This is a genomic window from Candidatus Villigracilis sp., from assembly GCF_057083605.1.
Map to the genome: position 1 here is coordinate 25,562 of NZ_JBXMTI010000012.1, position 17,402 is coordinate 42,963.

Consider the following 17,402-nt stretch of genomic DNA (forward strand, 5'->3'; position numbering starts at 1 on the left):
GATTACTTCGCATTTACCTTATCTTCAATTTGCTTGTAAATATCTCTGCCTTTCCCGTCTTTCTTAACTGCCATCAGAAATAGACCCTTGCCTTTGCTTTTGGATTCCCATAATTCACCGATGTTCATTTTTTCTTTTGAATCATCGTTGGTTTCATAAGGCTTTCCTTTGTATTCGACTACCAAAATACGGCCGTCATTGAGCAAGGCTACAAAATCAGGGTAGAAATAATCAGATGAAGTGGGTAGCTTGAAAGAGTAATCTGATTTTGAGAGATTTCTTGCCCAACAACGAACAGCCATGTTTCTATCAATGGCTTGGGCGCACTCAAACTCTTCGCCATCAGACTCTAATTCTCCAACAAGCGGATAATACTTTTTGTTCCAATCGTATCCTCCTTTGTAATACCAGTGGGCGGGATATTGGAATGGGTCGGTTGGATAGGAAAATTCATATTCATAATTTGTTTCAACGGCGGCTTTGGGGCCAAATAAACTTGTTTGATATCCATTTGCCATTGCATCGTCATAGCAGGCTTTGACTTTATCTCGTAACGCCTTTTCGAGAATAAAACGGGCGCGGACAAGATCGGATAACGGTATCTTTCTTTTCTCGTTCAGAAACGCAACCGTCTTTCGCAGGAATTCAAGCAATACTTTGGGGCGCACAAAATCCTGCCTGACCCTTCTTTCCAAATCCTGGCTAAGTTGATTAACTGTCCAGTTTGTTGGTGCGTCGCTTAGGTCAAACAGGGTTTCAGTTCCCAGGAATTTTGTGGTGAGATGTTTTCCTTGAATATCAATCAGCCATGTGTCGGCTTCTTCCCTGATCGAAAATTCATTTTCAGTTAATTCGGTTGGATATTTAAGCAAATTCCAATCGCTTGGATCTAAAAACCATGATTTACCTGCCACTTCCCATTGACCATCCACAAACATACATAACTGCGGCACTGCAAACTTTTCGCCTCGTTGGGACGGGGTTTTTGGCTGCTGGAGTTGTTGAACTGCAATTGTCTTTTCTACAATTGCGCGGTCTTTCTTTGGTGCGGCAAGCACAAGTTTTTCCGCAAATTCGGGCGTGATCGTTCCTGAAATTTTATACTCAACTTCTCCCGCGCTAACCTGATTGGTTGTGATTTGCGTAAGTTCTTCGGGTGTGAATTTAGATAGGTCGGGCTTTGCACTCAAAACAACTTTTATTACAGGTTGAGCCAAAGTTAATTGACCCGTATTATCGTCTGGGAACAGGCTCGGCTGGGGAAGAATCGCTTGTTGGGCTTCCTGCGCTTCAAAACCCATGCTGATCATTCGGTCTTGCAGTTCAGGGACGGCATTCTTCCAACTATCTTCCGAGACGTGAGCATAAGCGCGGTTGAGTTCATCCTGTACGCGCTTTGTGGCGTAGGGCATTCGCAACACTCGCCCAAGGATTTGTTCGATGTCTTTCTTGGAATGAACTGTTGCAACCGAACAAAAGACATAAGCAAAAGAACAATCCCAGCCTTCCTTCAAGGCTTCAACGGTGATCACAAAATCAACTTTATTCGTTGGGTCGAACAGGTTTACACCATCCAGTTCGCGTTGATTGCCTGTGGCAATTGCGATTCTCTCCCGTGGAATTTTTTCCTGTTCCATCAAGTAGTTCAAAACAATTTCATAGGTGATTTCATGCCCCTTGTCTTCGGCTTGGAATAAAACAATTGGGCGGATATACTCGCGTTCCTGTTTGGCTAGGTTATGAAGTTTCTCGCGAGTTTGTACAGCGGCGGTAATTGCTTCCTGCCATGTTTGATGTTCAGTAAGAACAATCGGCAGTTTAATCATATCGGCGGCTTTGAGTTCGGAAGCTGAAACGCTGTGCAAGATGTTGCTATTTGCGGCGGGCGTGGCTGTAAATTCGATGATGCAAGCAGGTTGAATTCTTTGCATAACTTCAACGCTTAAGGGTGATGTTGAGTTATGTGCTTCATCTATGATCACGAGCGGACGATGAAGGGTCAGTAGATTACGGAATGAAAACTTGATCGTACCTTTGCCTGCGCCTTCTTCTATTTTTTCCAATCCCTCAAGGGTTTTGGGAATGTTTACGAAGTGCGGTTCAAGCGCTTCGTGATGTGAATAGACTTTGCGGCCTTCTGTCTTGTCCACGCGCAGGGTTTGCATTGTGCCGACCACAATCACGGCTTTGCTCTTTATATCCTGCGGACGGATTTGTGTGAAATCGATAATATCTAAAACCAAAACCTGACTGCCGAATTTTTGGGCAATGGCTTCACGGTTTGGGTGGCGTGTATTTTTCAACGTTTCGAGCGTTTGATTGCGGATTGTATTTGTTGGGACAAGCCACAAGACCAGTGGGAAATCCTGTTCCATGTAGGCTTGTGCCGCAACTGAGATCGTATGCGCGCTTAGGAATGTCTTGCCGCCGCCTGTAGGTAATCTCAAACAGACATAGGGTGTGTTTTCCAACCCTTCTAATGGACGATAAGGGAGCGGCATGGCAAGTTTTGCGGATTGTGTACGATGAGACTCAAAAGCCACCGTATGATTCCCAAAGCGGGTTTCTTCAAGGAATTGGCGTAGAAGGCCAAGCGTTTCTGATTGATATTTTTTCAGTGTGAACATGTATTCTCCAAGCAGACCTGACAGGTCTCCACAAAACGATTATTTATCGTGACCTGTGTCCGCGCAAGGATTTCTGAATGGTGCAGCGCTGATGAGACCTGTCAGGTTTTAACTAGCGCGCCTTGATGTCGTAGGGAATATGTTTGAAGGTGATTTCTTCGCTGCGGAGGACGCTTTCCTCCAGCATGGACATTTCACCGTAGATCACTTTTTTACCTTTGTGTTTTGTCAGTTGACGCAAAACACGCGAAGTTAATACATTGCCGCCTTTGGGATCAATATCGCCAAGAATGCCGTTGTATAACAAATAATACGCCGTTTCGTTGTGAACACCAAGCAAAGGTGTTTTGGGAGTCTTCAAGATAGGCGTATGGGTTTCAGAAAACCAAACATGTGCAGCTAGGGTTTTGAACTTCACTTTCTCGTTGATGTGTCCTTGCTCATCAAATACTGTTTCACCCAAACGATAAAAATTGAAACCACCGCTGCCCTGCCAGTTGACTTCTTTTGAGATACCGCCTTGCTCGCCCTCAATTACTTTCTTCAAGCGTGGGGCACAATGCGTAACGGCATGTTCGCCCATCTCAATACCAATATATCTTCTGCCCATTTTGTGAGCAACCGCGGCGGTTGTACCAGAACCCATGAAAGAGTCTAATATTAGATCATTACGTAAAGTGCAACTTTCAAAAATTTGTTTGATTAATCCCTCTGGTTTTGGAAAAGCAAATTTATCGGATAAACCGAATAAATCCATGCTTTGATATGTGCCATGTTGCGTGTAATGGCCTTCAATAATTGTTGCAGGTTTACGCTTTCTTTCTTCTCCGCCTTCATCGCGTAAATATTGTTTGTAGGATACCGTGTATTTTCCATTCTTTTTGTTAATAACTAACTCGTTTTTGGAAAGTGCTTCATAAGTGCGTTCCCTAGACCATTGCCATTGCTTCTCTGGCCATATTTCTTCGCCGCTTTCTAGGGTTATGGGGTATCGCAAATTTGGCCTCTCATCCATGCTTGTCGTGGCCAATGGTTGAAGCCTATACGGTCCTCGTGTCTCAAAGTTTTCATCTTGATGTTTGTAATACTTTGTTACCGCTTGTTCATCTGGCGGCAGAAAGAAATCTGGCAAATACGAGAGATTTTTGGCGTAGCAATGTATATATTCATGCAAGCCAACAAAATAGCGAGCCTTAGCGCCGCCCCCATAGCTTTTTTTCCAAATAAACGTTGTCAAAAAGTTTTCTCTTCCAAAAACCTCATCCATAAGAACTTTTAAATAGTGCCCTTCGTTATCATCTATTGATACCCAAAGAACACCATCATTCGAAAGTAAATCACGCAACATTTCTAGGCGTGGATACATCGTGCTTAACCAAATTGAATGTTCCAGATTATCGTCGTAATGTTCAAAAGCACTTTGAGTGTTGTACGGAGGGTCGATATAAATACATTTCACCTGTCCTGCATAGTAAGGCAATAAGGCTTTCAAGGCTTCAAGGTTATCGCCTTGAATGAGCATGTTTTCAGTTTCCGAATCACCATAGGAGAGTTTAGGGTCGGCTTCAAGCAGGCGGTAAGGAAGATGTCCTGATTGTTTACGCGCTTCTTCGTCGTTAAGCCAGTGCAGGGTCGGCATTAAAAGTCTCCTCTTAAGCCCAAGTATACAGGAAAAAAGTTTTATTTTTCTCTAGAACAAGTCAAAGAAGTTATCCAACATATCAATGATCCATTCGATGACAATGCGCGGAACAGAGAGGAACACAAAGGCACAGCCTTTTCCCAAATAGACCGCAAGGTCGCCAAAAACCACTTGCACGAAGGTCTCAAGGGCAATATCGGCGAACTTTTCAAAGAATGTGAGTATGGCGATGGATGTACCTGCAACAACGGTCTTGATAACCGCCTGGTATATCACCACTTTGACAGAAAAAACAACAAAGATTTGGATGTAGATTAGCCATGTTTTTCTTGTCGGTTCAGGAGACAGGCTGGAAGATGGTATGGCCTTCTTGGGGTCTTCGTGATATTCCATTGAAAGTGCCTTTCTGTGCGCATGCATGGCGTGGTATTTGGCAATCAATTTCTTTGTGTATTCCAACTCAAGGATATACATCTGTAGTTTCTTGAGGTTGACGAGAATTTTTTCTGCAATCCATAGGTCAATCAGGAGGAAGACAATATATAGCGCTGATAATCCGATCCCTATGATGTCTATTGTCAAAGGTGCAACGATCAAACTGGTAACGGTTACAGCAATGATCTGGGCAATTTTTCCAGTGATCTTTGAGCGTAAGCGGTTTTTTGAGGAATTGAAATAAACGGCGCTCACCCCTTCTCGGACGAGATACCCTATTACAATAACGATTGAAAATGAAATTCCAAGTCCCATACGTTATCTAAAAAGTATAGCACCAAATCACTCGACTTTAATAATGCGATTTGTAAAATGAGACACCAATGTGTAAAGCATCGATCGAAAAAGACCTGACAGGAATTAATCCGATTTTTTCGAATCGCGTTCTACTTAGTTAATCATAACAATGAGAACTACAGGGCAGTTCACCCCGTGTAAGTATTGGTCTCGTTGAACAATTTATCCAATACATTTAGAACCAATATTAATTCCGCCCTCGAATGTTGATATTCCCATATTGCCAGTCTCGTCCTGAGCCTGAACGATGAAGATGAGTGTCCCATTGGCGAAGCCGATGTATGAGGCTGCATCACGGCTTATGTCAAGAACAGTCCGATAGGTGGTTTCACTGAAGGACATTGGTTCAGATAAAGTATCGCTGACTCTTGGGGTAAATTTATTAAACTCATCTGGATATTTAATATATGCATAAAGCAGGGTGACTTTGGCGATCTCGTTATCATCAAATACTTTAGCGGTCACCGTCAGTATTGAGCTGTCGCTTCCGCATTCACCGGGAGAAAAATAAACTGTTTGAGGAGAGACAGAAATGCTACTAATTCTGGGCGGCACTGTATCATGTGTGGGCGTAATCGTTGGGGGTCTTGATTCTGTGAGGTTCGGTATGGGAGTCTCGATTACGACTCTGGTAACGATTTGTGTCTCTACAACGATCACCGGTATCGTCTCTCTAATGACCCTCGGAAAAATCTGACTACCGCTCACAACTCCAACCGCGAATAAAACTGTGCTAACTGCCGCCGCTCGCCAATTGAATCCGCGACGAGCAGTGCTCGGTTGTTTAGCCTCTTTCGGTGATTTGGTTTTAACGGTGGGAGGCTTGCCGCTCAATTGCTGTAAGTTGTGTTGAGTCGCTTTCAACCCAGCCTGGTCACCGATGGCTTGGCGGATATTGATAGACTGATTCAGAAATTCGCGCGCCTGGTCAGCCAGGTCAAGGCTCATCGCGCGGCTTCCAAGTTGATGCAGAGTCCAAGCCTGGGTCTTTTTATCCCCTAGTGCGCTGGTGGCGTTCAAGATCAATTTCAGGATATCTTCCCAGCTTTGCCAGCGCCTCCACAGCATGAGGAATCGTTCCAAACCGCGCCCGAGGCTGATTACCGCGGGCCAGCGTTTCTTCTGCCCCGCCTTTTTGATCGTAGTAACAAGGATATCCTGTGCCTGTTCGATCAATGTATCTTTTGGATTCTGTGTCAGCCATCCAACAAAATAATTGATCATGTAGTCTTCCCAGGAATCCAAGTTCTTCCAGGTGCGGGCTAACGTCAACCCTAATGAGCCTGACAGGCTGTAACCAGACTCATCGCCCTGCACCAATCCGCGGGATTTCAGATCGTCCAATGTGGCTTGAGCCGAACTGGAGCTTGCAAGGGCGGCGAGGTGAGTTTGCGGAACGAGTGCCCCGCCTGCAACGGTCAGCAAAGCCAACATCCTCTGCTGAGGCTCTGGCAACGACTCGATTGATCCTTGTATTAAGAAATCCTCGGGCGATTTGATCTTTAATTGAGTCCTAAGCGCCTCCAGCGATTTTCCCTCTTCGCGAGTCAGTGCCGCAAATTGGAGGATGCTTGTCGGGTGGAAGTTCAATAGTTTGCAGATCTCGCGCGCAATGGCTTTGTCCTCATCACTGAGTGACCGACCAAGTTCCCGCTCAAATAATGCAAGCGATTCATTCTCAGGCAATCCGCCCAACGCCAGGGATTGACTCCTTCCCAACAAGACCTGCCCAGTGGAGATCAGCACAAAAGCGCAATTAGGAGCAGTATCAAGCAGGGAAGATGTATCATCATCGGACAGAGTCAAGTCATCCAATAGAATGAGCGCTTTTACATCCTGTAGTGAATGGAGGATTTGAGCTTCCTCGGCTTTGGCGTTTATATTGCTTTCATAAAAGCATTCGAAAAGTTTTTGGCGTAAATCATCCAGTCCCTCATCGCGAACAGAAAGATAAATAACCCCATCCGAAAATTGACTTGTCTCTGGCAGATGCGCCAACTCATGCAGAAGGGATGTTTTACCGATGCCCGCGATCCCGCGCAGGACGATTGGGGTCGAAGCCCAGGCATTTTTTGCAGTCTCAATTTCTGTAGCACGATCCAGCAGGTTTGAATAACGGCGCGGGCGAATTACAACTGGCCCCACGCGGCGCGTAAAGGCAGGCCGCGCGGAAGGGGCCACGATATTGATCAGCACGCCATGTTCCGCAACTTGAATGTTGTGGTCGCCAACCGCGATCTGGCTCCCGACAACGTCACCGCCAATAGATAGCTTTGTTCGATTAGTAGCCATTATAGAAAGAGTATCTCATAGTTTATTTAGTTAGACTGGTTAAACTTTACATCTTTCCCTCACGATTTTCAAGACCTGGCTACTCGACCACCACCGACTTCCGAATCCCGACCTGCAACTTTCCAACCTTTAAACGTTTCAGCAAATACCACACTTGGTATAATTCACGCAATTTCAACTCGGAGAGCTACTTCGTATGAGCAAAAAACTTACAGGCAACCAAATCCGCCAGGATTTCATAGATTTCTTCGTCGAGCATGGGCATACCGTTGTGCCTTCGATGTCGCTTGTCCCTGGAGGTGACGCAACGCTTCTTTTCACTAACTCGGGCATGGTGCAATTCAAAGATGTTTTCCTCGGCACCGATAAAAAACCCTACACCCGCGCCGTCGATTCGCAGAAATGTATGCGTGTGGCAGGCAAGCACAATGACCTCGAAGATGTAGGCCGTGACGATACGCACCACACATTTTTTGAAATGCTCGGTAACTGGTCCTTTGGCGATTACTACAAAAAGGAAGCTATCGCCTGGTCCTGGCAGTTGCTGACCGATGTATGGGGTCTGCCCAAGGATAAAATTTATGCCACTTGTTTTGAAGATGATAAGGGCGACATCCCGCGTGACGATGAAGCTGCTGACATTTGGAAGGCACAGCCTGGCTTCGATCTTTCTCATGTTTTGTTTTTCGGGCGTAAGGATAACTTTTGGCAAATGGCAGAGTTCGGTCCGTGCGGGCCGTGTTCTGAGATTCACCTTGACATGGGCGAAGAGCGCGATAACCTGCGCGGCACAGACCACCGCTGCGGCGTGAACGGTGAATGCACACGCTACCTCGAACTGTGGAATAACGTTTTCATTCAATACAATCTTTTCGAAGATGGCCGCCTCGAACCATTGCCGCAAAAACATGTCGATACCGGCATGGGCTTCGAGCGCATCGTCTCCGTTTTGCAGGGTGTCGACTCCAATTACAAAACCGATCTCTTCAAAGGCTCGCTCGAAGTTTTGCGTTCGCTATCTGGTCATACCGAAAAAGAAATGCTCGCCGATTTCACGCCTTATCGCGTCATCTGCGACCACGCCCGTTCCGCCGCCTTCCTCATTGCCGATGGTGTTGTCCCTGGCAACGGTGGGCGCAATTATGTCACCCGCATGATCATCCGCCGCGCCGCGCGCTTTGGCACCAAGATCGGGCTCAATCAACCTTTCCTCGCCAAAGTTGCTGAAGCGGTCATCGATTATTATGGGGATTTTTATCCCGAACTGCAGAAGAACAAAGCCACCATCTTTGATAATTTGACTCGGGAAGAAATCCGCTTCGCACGGACCGTTGAAGCTGGTACGGCCCATTTAGAGAATCTACTCTCCAATCTCCGATCCTCTAATTCTCTGCTCTTAGACGGTCACAAAGCCTTTGACCTATACGCCACCTACGGCTTACCCTTTGAGATCAGCCGTGACATTGCGCGTGAACAAGGCCTCGATATCGATGAAGCAGGTTTCAATTCTGCGAAGGAAGTTCATAGCAAAGCCTCTGGCGGTGGTAAGGCCATGGGCAAGCTTGGTGGTGAAGATGCAGAATTCTTTGCCGGCATACTGAAGAACCTGCGTGAAGACGCCAAACTTGACGAGCACGGCGTTGAATACGACCCGTATACCAGCCCGAAGGTTGAAGGTGAGGTTCTTGCGCTGATCGTCAATGGCGAATCAGTTCAATCCGCTTCGCTGGACGATACCGTTGAAGTCATCCTACCGAAGACTGGTTTCTACATTGAGTCTGGTGGTCAGGTTAATGACACAGGTTTCATTCGAGCTGCCTCCACGAGTCGAGTAATCCCAGGAGGTAGCGAGGGGCATATCGAAACTGAGGGGGGCTGGGAGATCGAAGTTACGAATATGCGCCGTGCCTCTGCCGGCGTCATTGTCCACATTGGCGTGGTCATCTCTGGTCATCCCAAAGTGGGTGACCAGGCCATTGCCGAGGTGGATGTAACACGCCGTCACGACATCATGCGTAACCATACTGCCACGCACTTGCTCCACGCCGCCTTGCATCAGGTACTGGGCGAACACGCTCGTCAGGCTGGTTCACTGGTGGCACCAACGCATCTGCGTTTCGACTTCACTCATCCCGATGCCATGACCTCCGAACAGATCGAGCGCGTTGAGCGCATTGTCAACGATGCGGTTGCAGCAGATATGGAAGTGCTGCCCAAGCTCAAGGCTCGCGAAGATGCGATTGCCGAAGGTGCGATGGCTCTCTTTGGCGAAAAATATGGGGAGACGGTTCGCACGATCACTATTCTGGAGTCGGACAACTTGCTGTCTGAAACCCAGAAGCAAGCTTCTGGACTCCAGAGTCTGGAAGAATCCATCGTCCATCCCACCGCATCAGTGGAACACCAGCCAAAATATTCCTATGAACTCTGCGGCGGCACACATCTTGACCGCACTTCGGATATCGGCGCTTTCCTCATTGTTAGCGAAGGTTCTGCGGCGGCAGGCATTCGCCGTATCGAAGCTATTACGGGCCGCGGCGCATATGACCTGATCTCCAAACGTTTTAAGACCCTCAAGCAAACCGCTGGCATCTTGAAATCATCTGTTGAAGAGGTCCCTGCCAAGGTTGAAGTTTTACAGGATGAAGTCTCCGAGCTTAAGAAGGAACTTGCGAATTTCCGTGTTCAATCTGCAATGTCCGCTTTGAACTCGCAACTTTCAAATGTTCAAACTATAAAAGACGTGAATGTACTTGCAATGGAAGTTCCGAATGCAGATGTTGATACGCTTCGCTCCCTGGCCGATAAATTCCGCGAGAAATATCCTAAAAGCGGCGCGGCTGTCCTCGTAACAGGATCAACTGTCATCGCAGTGGTGACCGAGGATCTGGTCAAACGAGGCATGAAGGCAGGTGATCTCATCACCGGCATCGGTGGCAAAGGCGGGGGACGTCCCAATCTTGCGCAAGGTAGTTTGCCCGATTCGCGTGATAATTTCAATGATGCGATGAATAAGGTCAAAAAAGTAATAGATGAGAAATTGAAGTAAACCTGCGGGAGTGGATTTTTCCACTCCCGCTTGATTTAAACATAAATCTCATTACAATGATCTTATACTATCTGTGAGCCGGGAGGGCATTATGAATCAAATATCTGCCGTAAATAGAATTGGGGTGTGGGTGTTTGTCATTGTTGTTCTTGGAATTACGGGGAATTTATACTTTACTGCAAACCCAATTGACGGAGTTGGAGTTTCGAGGGCGTTGCTTTCCCTGATGATGATCGCCATAGGCCTGCTAACTTTTTATGGATTCATTGGAATTGGCCTAAATGATAAGTCGCATACCCTGTCTAAGAACGATGTGCGATTGGCGATTGTCATCTCTATCATTACGATGTATTTAGTTCTTGTGGGAACTGTCAGCTTTTTTAGCAAGGGCAGTGAACTACCTGTGATCACAGAGACAATGATCAATCACTTTACAACAATAGTCGGGGTGTTGATCGCTTTTTATTTTGGTACTGCAGCCTATGAGGCGGTAAACAAACCTCCAGCAGATAAACCCGCGGAAGATAAGACTATTGATGAGTTGAGTGAAAAACCCAAAAAGGAACCCTTGCCTAAACCAGCATTACTACAGAGAAAATAAGCACTAGGCTGACAAAGTAAGCACCACTCCACCAAAGCTATTCAACCGAATGGCTTTCTCTGTTGCCTCGTCTTTTTGGGATAACTTGAAAATACATTCAGAAGACTCAACTTGAAATTCCTTTTCCCGTTCGTCAAAATTCAAAAGGGTAATCACCTTCTCGTTATCAAACTTTCGTGAATAACCGAGCACACCATTGGGCAACCCTTCTATTAATTCTAGCGATCCTTCTTGCAGGGGTTTTTTCGTATTACGGATTTTCATCAGGCCCCGAATTTCATTCAATAATGTATCCGCTTCTTTGCTTTCCCTCTCCACATTGAACTCTTTGTAATTCCCATGCACGGGCAACCACGTCTTTTCAGCGGATGAAAAGCCTGCGTTTTTGGTCGCATCCCATTGCATCGGCGTCCGGACTTCGTCACGATTGATGGTGATGCCGAGCATATCAAAGACAAAGCGCGGGACGAATTTGAATTTGTGCGGGATCGGGTCGAGCGTGGTGGCAAGCGGAAACTTTGAGTCTGTCATGCCGATCTCTTCACCGTAATATATACATGGCACGCCGCGGACGGTGAGTTGCAGCAGAGCGAGCAGCTTGGCCTTGCGGACATCATCCCCAAGCCTGTGAATACTCCTGCGCCTATCGTGGTTGCTGAAGACGTAGACGGGCATGAATGGATCGGGGAAATATCTTTCAATATTCTGGATCAACTCTCGAAAATAATCTGCTGTAAATTTAAAATTGAGCATTTCAAAATCGAAGACCAGACCTAGCCCGTCGTTGATTTCGTTCCCCAAATATCTGCGGATGATAGTTCTGTTTCCGCTCACTTCACCGAGCAGGATTTTCTCCCCGAATTCATTACAGATGCTGCGTAGTTCTTTTGCAAGTTCAAAACTTTCTGGCTGATTCAAGTTGTATTTCGCTTCCTGAAAGAATCCAGAAGGATCATCTTCGGTTGGGATAAGTTTGAATGAAAATGGATTGTCGCGGAATTCGGCATCTTTGTAGATGGCGTTGAAGATATCCAGCCGAAAGCCATCTACGCCTTTGCCAAGCCAAAAGCGGACGATTCCAAGCATGGTCTTTTTCACCTCAAGGTTGCGATAGTTCAAGTCCGGCTGGAAAGGAAGGAAACTTGCCCAATAATATTGTTTCCGCTCGGGTGCATAATGCCAGCCGCTTCCACCTGTCTGACTGTGCCAGTTGTTGGGAACCCCTCTCCATCTCCCCAAAGAATGGGGAGATGGAGTTTTCCAGATGTACCAATCCGCTTTGGGATTGCTTCGCGAGGAGCATGACTCTTTGAACCATTCGTGCTCAATGGAAGTGTGGTTCATCACCATGTCGAACACGATTTTCATTTTGCGCTTGTGGGTTTCTTCAATCAATTGCAGAAGGTCGTCCATCGTCCCGTATTCGGGAGCGACGTCAGTGTAGTTGGAGATGTCGTAACCGGTATCAGCTTGCGGCGAGGTAAAGAACGGCGAGATCCAGATCGTTTCAAATCCCAGTTCGTGGATGTAATCCAGTTTTTGGATGATGCCTTTTAAATCCCCGATCCCATCACCATTGCTGTCGTAAAATGAGCGCGGATAAATCTGATAGATAGCTGTTGTGTGATACCAGGGTCTGCTCATACTGCGTTTTTATTGCGGCGGGTTGAAAACACAAACTTGATTTCGACCATTTTGTTTGGCCTGATACAAAGCCTGATCGGCTGCATCAATAAATTTTGTAAGAGATTGGAATTGACCGGTGCTACCCGCCACACCCAGGCTGATGTTCACATGGAATGACTCTCCATTTTCCAAATTCAATTGCAATGCCGCCGTTCGGAGTCTTACGCGCTCAGCAACTGTGACGGCTTCCTTCAGTTGGGTGTCTGGCAGGATCAGAATAAATTCCTCGCCACCCCAACGCCCAACGCGATCATAATTTCGTAAATCTTCCTTTATGACTTTTGCCACCTGCTGTAAGGCATGATCTCCAACCTTGTGTCCGAATCGATCATTGATGCTTTTGAAGTGATCGATATCGAGCAGGATGATGCTCATTGTGCGTTCTTTTCTGCCAGCCAAATTGAACTCAGCCTCGGCATATTCATCGATGGCCCTGCGGTTAAGCAGGCCTGTCAGGCCGTCGTGCATGGCCAAGGCTTCCATTTGCTCACGCGCCTGTGTAAGTTGTTGCTCCAGGCGGAGGATGCGCATTCCGCTGGCGACACGTGCCTTTAATTCCCTGCTGTGAAACGGCTTGGTCAGATATTCATCTGCACCCGATTCGAGGCCGAAGACGATGTTGTCCTGGTCACCCATGGAAGTTAGCATAATAATGTAGGTGTAATTTTTTTGCCCGCTGGTTCGAATGTTTTGCACCAGCTCGGGTCCGCTTAGATTTGGCATCATCCAATCTGTAATGACAAAGTGGAAGGGTTCGCGCTTGAATAATTCCCATGCAGCCTGGCCGTCTTCCGCCTCCACAACTTCATAGCCCGCCTCCAGCAGGTTCTTCTGGACCATTCGCCTGAATATTGGTTCGTCTTCGACGATAAGAATTTTCATAAGCTGTATTGTAACTTTAATATGGCGATGTTTCATGCTTTCAGCGAACTCCACCTGACAAAATTACAAGTTGAATTTCGTTGGGATTCGTGTCACAATAACTCATGTCGTTTTGATGGGGGAACTTTCCCCGCAAACGATACGTCCATTCATCACAATATGATGACGATCACTGGGATTGTCATCCAGAAAGGAGGGCTTATGACTTAACGGATTCCTTTGAAGCTCAGCGGGACGCCGCCTGCTGGTCTTCTTCACTTGTTTGCGTATAAAAATAAAAATTCAATAGGAGAAGAAAAATGAAAACCTTACGCAAGGCCCTTGGCCTTTGTGCTCTATTCTTATTGCTGTTTACAGTTGCTTGCGGAGGCGCTGCGCCAGCCGCAACGGAAGCGCCCTCCTTGCCAGATTATGATTTTGAATCAGCCCCTGCAACTGAAGCCCCCGCAGCAACCGAAGCGCCTGCCTCCGCTCAAGAACACAGCGGACAACCCCCATCCAACGAACCGCCAACTGATATGTTCTTTGAGGACCATGGTGTCAACCCATCCATAGATACGGATGATGACAACCTATCCACTTTTGCATTGGACGTGGATACGGGCTCATATACCGTCATGCGCAACTATTTGAACGATGGCAATCTTCCGCCCGAGGAGTCTGTGCGCGTGGAAGAGTACATCAACTATTTCGATCATGGGTATCCGATGCCTCCGCCGCACCAGGCTTTCGGTATTTATATCGATGGCGGCCCATCGCCTTTTACCGAAACCGAACGCTATGACATGATGCGCGTTGGCATTCAAGGTTATGATGTGGATGCGGAAGACCGCCAGGATGCCGCGTTGACCTTTGTGATCGATGTCTCTGGCTCGATGGATATGGATAGCCGCCTTGAACTCGTCAAGCGTTCGCTTGAATTGCTGGTTGAACAATTGCACAGTGATGACACTGTCAGCATTGTGGTTTATGGATCAGATGCCCGCGTCGTTCTGGACCCGACGCCTGGTTCTGAACAAAAGAAGATTCTCAGGGCGATCCGCAAGCTTGAGCCTGAGGGCGCTACAAATGCCGAAGCGGGGATTCGCCTTGGTTATGGCATGGCAATGGAGGCCTTCAAGTCGGATGGCATTAATCGGGTGATCCTTTGTTCGGATGGCGTGGCAAATGTCGGCCAGACAGAAGCGGATGCGATCCTCGAAGAGATTAACCGCCACGTCGAGCGCGGAGTCACGCTCACAACCATTGGCTTCGGTATGGACAATTACAACGACACTCTCATGGAACAGTTGGCTGATAATGGCAATGGCTTCTATGCCTACGTGGACGATATGGATGAAGCCCGCAAGCTTTTCATCGACGAGATCACAGGCACTTTGCAAACTATTGCATTGGATGCAAAAGTACAGGTGGAGTTCAACACGGATGTCGTAATGCGCTATCGCCTGGTGGGTTATGAAAACCGCGCTGTGGCCGATGATGATTTCCGTGACAATGAAGTGGATGCAGGCGAGATTGGGGCAGGGCATTCCGTGACAGCCTTGTACGAAGTCAAGCTGTATCCAGAAGCGCGCGGCAGAGTTGCGACGGTCTTTATGCGCTGGGAAGACCCCGATACACATCAGGTCGTTGAAATCTCACAGGATTTTGAGACGAGTCAAATTGCATTTGATTTCGAGGAAGCCGACCCATATTTTCAACGCGCTGTGGTCGTTGCTGAATATGCCGAAATCCTGAAAGGCAGTTACTGGGCTGAGGAAAGCTCAATGGATGATGTCTACGATGAGGCCCGCCGCATCAGCGAATACCTATATCGTGATGATTACATGGAGGAATTCGTGGATTTGGTTCGCGAAGCTCGCAGGCTGTTAGACTGATCTTTAAAGTAAAAACTCATCCTCGCATTCGGCGAGGATGAGTTTTTACTAACTTCGCCTTGCGCGCCCTCATCCCCAGCCCTTCCCCCGAAAGGGGAAGGGAGTCCCCTCTCCCGCAGGGAAAACACTGCGTAAGGTCACTTACTAATTTCTCAAATTTACATTTTCCTTGCCATAAACCAACCCCAGCCTTGTTCCCCGCGCTGGTTGCGGACGATCTTCTCATTCCATGATTGGCGAATCTTAGGCATGGAGCCGTCCTTTGGCAATTTGTCCAATTCAATATGCAGGTAATCGCCAAAGAGTTTGGTTTTATCCATGGCTTGAACTTCACTAAAGCCCGCCTGCTCTATGAGTTTGCCATAATCCTTGACGGTGTGCAGATCGTAGCCGCGTTGCGCCACATATGCCAGGAATTCATCGCTGTGTGTTCCTTCACCCCAGCAGTAATCAGTAAAGAACAGTAACCCGCCGAGTTTGAGCGTGCGTTTGAGCGTTTCAAATAGGCGTGCTTTATCTTCAATATGTAGGAATGCATCGCGGCTATATACAACATCGTAGGTCGCATTAGCCTTGCTTTCCAGAATATCTCCAAATTCAAAGGTGACGTGTGAATTGAGATTCATCTCTTGCAAGCGTTCCTGGGCAATGGCGAGCATATTGTGAGAAAGATCCAACCCGTGGACGTGGACGCCATATTCCTGCGCCATGTGAAAAGCTGAGCCACCGATGCCACTGCCCACATCCAGAACCTTCATGTCTGCTTTGAGATTAAGCATCTTGACGATTTCGCGTGTGCTATCGAGTCCGCCTGTGCTGATGAAGCCGTGCCCAAAAATCTTTTCGTACTTTAAGATCGACTCACGCGTGTACTGGGTTGAGTCCAGTAGTGCGCTGTGATCCTCCACTGAGGCTGGCGGTGTGCTGACGAGAATGTCCATTTGTTTTCCTTTGTGAATGTATTGGGTTTTATTAAAAACAAAAGTCACTTTTGAAGTGACTTTTGCATCTTAATCCTAGAATGCAAAATCCGGGTTGAGGTCGGTTTGCGTGTTTGACGCTCCCTGATCCGCCAACGCTTGCGCGTACATGTGCATCTCATCTACTGACTCGATCAATACATCTGCGTATTCCACCAAATCTCTCGCGGAAGATACGCCCGAAAGCACGCCCACCACCAACCCTGCGCCAGCGGAACGAGCCATTTTCAAGTCTGCGGTGGTGTCGCCAATAACCATTACCCTGGCAGGGTCAATTTGCATTCTTTCGCAAATTGTCAACACCATATCCGGTGCGGGCTTGGCTGGAATCCCATCGTCGGCGCAGACCATGGTGGCGATGTATTCTTCGATATCAAATGCTTCGATCATAGCCTGGGTGGGAGCGCGGTCATCGGTGGTGGCGATGCCGATCTTAATCCCTTTGCCATGCAATTGGCCGAACAACAGGCGCGTATCTGTAAACTGCTTTGCCAGAATTACGGGGTCTGGAATGCACCAGCCTTTCTCAACAGCCTGCTCTGCATCTTCCGAATCTAAGCCAACCGATTGCATTACTTCAACGGTCAGGCGATATAGCAGTGCCATGGGTGTTGCTGCAAGTTTTCCATGCGCCAAAACCTTTTTGTTCTCATCGTCATACCCCATTGCAATGCATAAAGCTTCACGGACGTTAAGTCCGCTGACCAAATGTAATTGCTCTGCCAGATACACCACCCAGCCTCCCCACATGGCATCGAAATCAATGAGTGTGCCGTCTTTGTCGAAGATGATTGCCTGCGCTTTGAAATTTTTCAATCGATCCATTAATGTTCCTATTCATTCCGTAAATAAAATGACAGTCACTTCAAGGCGACTGTCACCTTATCATTACTTGTTTATATGAGTGCCTATTTTACCTGAAATTCAAGAAGGTAAGATGTAAGTCGGATTGGCAATCCGACTTACATTTGCGA

General features: G+C 47.3%; 11 protein-coding genes. 3 read left to right on the forward strand and 8 right to left on the reverse strand.

The features are described 5' to 3' along the window. Positions 1-2: 2 nt before the first annotated feature. From AC14M5_RS01955 to AC14M5_RS01970, 4 genes are all read right to left on the reverse strand, one after another. Positions 3-2,627 (reverse strand): DEAD/DEAH box helicase, encoded by a 2,625-nt coding sequence (locus AC14M5_RS01955; protein ID WP_484027940.1) that lies wholly within the window; start codon positions 2,625-2,627, stop codon positions 3-5. Positions 2,628-2,739: 112 nt separating this feature from the next. Then, positions 2,740-4,266 carry a site-specific DNA-methyltransferase gene (locus AC14M5_RS01960; protein WP_484027941.1) on the reverse strand — a complete coding sequence of 509 codons (1,527 nt, stop codon included), beginning with the start codon at positions 4,264-4,266 and terminating at the stop codon, positions 2,740-2,742. 51 nt (positions 4,267-4,317) lie between these two features. After that, on the reverse strand, positions 4,318-5,019 hold the full coding sequence (locus tag AC14M5_RS01965) for a hypothetical protein (RefSeq protein WP_484027942.1): 702 nt from the start codon (positions 5,017-5,019) through the stop codon (positions 4,318-4,320). A gap of 204 nt (positions 5,020-5,223) precedes the next feature. Continuing rightward, positions 5,224-7,353: a hypothetical protein gene (locus AC14M5_RS01970; protein ID WP_484027943.1), complete on the reverse strand. Its 2,130-nt coding sequence runs from the start codon at positions 7,351-7,353 to the stop codon at positions 5,224-5,226. Positions 7,354-7,549: 196 nt separating this feature from the next. Between AC14M5_RS01970 and alaS the strand changes: the two genes are divergently transcribed. Together alaS and AC14M5_RS01980 are read left to right on the forward strand one after the other, a co-directional pair. Further along, a complete protein-coding gene (alaS, locus tag AC14M5_RS01975) occupies positions 7,550-10,402 on the forward strand; it encodes an alanine--tRNA ligase (protein ID WP_484027944.1) in 2,853 nt (950 codons plus the stop codon). A 91-nt stretch (positions 10,403-10,493) separates the two neighbouring features. After that, on the forward strand, positions 10,494-11,003 hold the full coding sequence (locus tag AC14M5_RS01980; protein ID WP_484027945.1) for a hypothetical protein: 510 nt from the start codon (positions 10,494-10,496) through the stop codon (positions 11,001-11,003). Between the two features lie 3 nt (positions 11,004-11,006). On the opposite strand, the gene AC14M5_RS01985 is transcribed toward AC14M5_RS01980, so the two are convergent. Both AC14M5_RS01985 and AC14M5_RS01990 read right to left on the reverse strand, forming a co-directional pair. After that, complete coding sequence (locus AC14M5_RS01985; protein ID WP_484027946.1) at positions 11,007-12,647, reverse strand: alpha-amylase family glycosyl hydrolase; 1,641 nt, start codon at positions 12,645-12,647, stop codon at positions 11,007-11,009. Between the two features lie 9 nt (positions 12,648-12,656). Beyond that, positions 12,657-13,607: a GGDEF domain-containing response regulator gene (locus AC14M5_RS01990; protein WP_484027947.1), complete on the reverse strand. Its 951-nt coding sequence runs from the start codon at positions 13,605-13,607 to the stop codon at positions 12,657-12,659. Positions 13,608-13,870: 263 nt separating this feature from the next. Between AC14M5_RS01990 and AC14M5_RS01995 the strand changes: the two genes are divergently transcribed. After that, positions 13,871-15,448, forward strand: a complete 1,578-nt coding sequence (locus tag AC14M5_RS01995) for a vWA domain-containing protein (protein ID WP_484027948.1) — start codon at positions 13,871-13,873, stop codon at positions 15,446-15,448. Positions 15,449-15,606: 158 nt separating this feature from the next. Here AC14M5_RS01995 and AC14M5_RS02000 read toward each other — a convergent pair whose 3' ends face one another. Beyond that, the gene (locus tag AC14M5_RS02000; protein WP_484027949.1) at positions 15,607-16,389 is read right to left on the reverse strand and encodes a methyltransferase domain-containing protein; all 783 of its coding nucleotides are present in this window, start codon (positions 16,387-16,389) and stop codon (positions 15,607-15,609) included. A gap of 75 nt (positions 16,390-16,464) precedes the next feature. Next, positions 16,465-17,253: an HAD family hydrolase gene (locus tag AC14M5_RS02005; RefSeq protein ID WP_484027950.1), complete on the reverse strand. Its 789-nt coding sequence runs from the start codon at positions 17,251-17,253 to the stop codon at positions 16,465-16,467. Between the last annotated feature and the right edge of the window lie 149 nt (positions 17,254-17,402).

Bases quoted from the DNA above. Each gene is read 5' to 3' on its own strand.
- AC14M5_RS01955 (WP_484027940.1), bottom strand. From the start codon at position 2,627: ATGTTCACACTGAAAAAATATCAATCAGAAACGCTTGGCCTTCTACGC.
- AC14M5_RS01960 (WP_484027941.1), bottom strand. From the start codon at position 4,266: ATGCCGACCCTGCACTGGCTTAACGACGAAGAAGCGCGTAAACAATCA.
- AC14M5_RS01965 (WP_484027942.1), bottom strand. From the start codon at position 5,019: ATGGGACTTGGAATTTCATTTTCAATCGTTATTGTAATAGGGTATCTC.
- AC14M5_RS01970 (WP_484027943.1), bottom strand. From the start codon at position 7,353: ATGGCTACTAATCGAACAAAGCTATCTATTGGCGGTGACGTTGTCGGG.
- alaS (WP_484027944.1), top strand. From the start codon at position 7,550: ATGAGCAAAAAACTTACAGGCAACCAAATCCGCCAGGATTTCATAGAT.
- AC14M5_RS01980 (WP_484027945.1), top strand. From the start codon at position 10,494: ATGAATCAAATATCTGCCGTAAATAGAATTGGGGTGTGGGTGTTTGTC.
- AC14M5_RS01985 (WP_484027946.1), bottom strand. From the start codon at position 12,647: ATGAGCAGACCCTGGTATCACACAACAGCTATCTATCAGATTTATCCG.
- AC14M5_RS01990 (WP_484027947.1), bottom strand. From the start codon at position 13,607: ATGAAACATCGCCATATTAAAGTTACAATACAGCTTATGAAAATTCTT.
- AC14M5_RS01995 (WP_484027948.1), top strand. From the start codon at position 13,871: ATGAAAACCTTACGCAAGGCCCTTGGCCTTTGTGCTCTATTCTTATTG.
- AC14M5_RS02000 (WP_484027949.1), bottom strand. From the start codon at position 16,389: ATGGACATTCTCGTCAGCACACCGCCAGCCTCAGTGGAGGATCACAGC.
- AC14M5_RS02005 (WP_484027950.1), bottom strand. From the start codon at position 17,253: ATGGATCGATTGAAAAATTTCAAAGCGCAGGCAATCATCTTCGACAAA.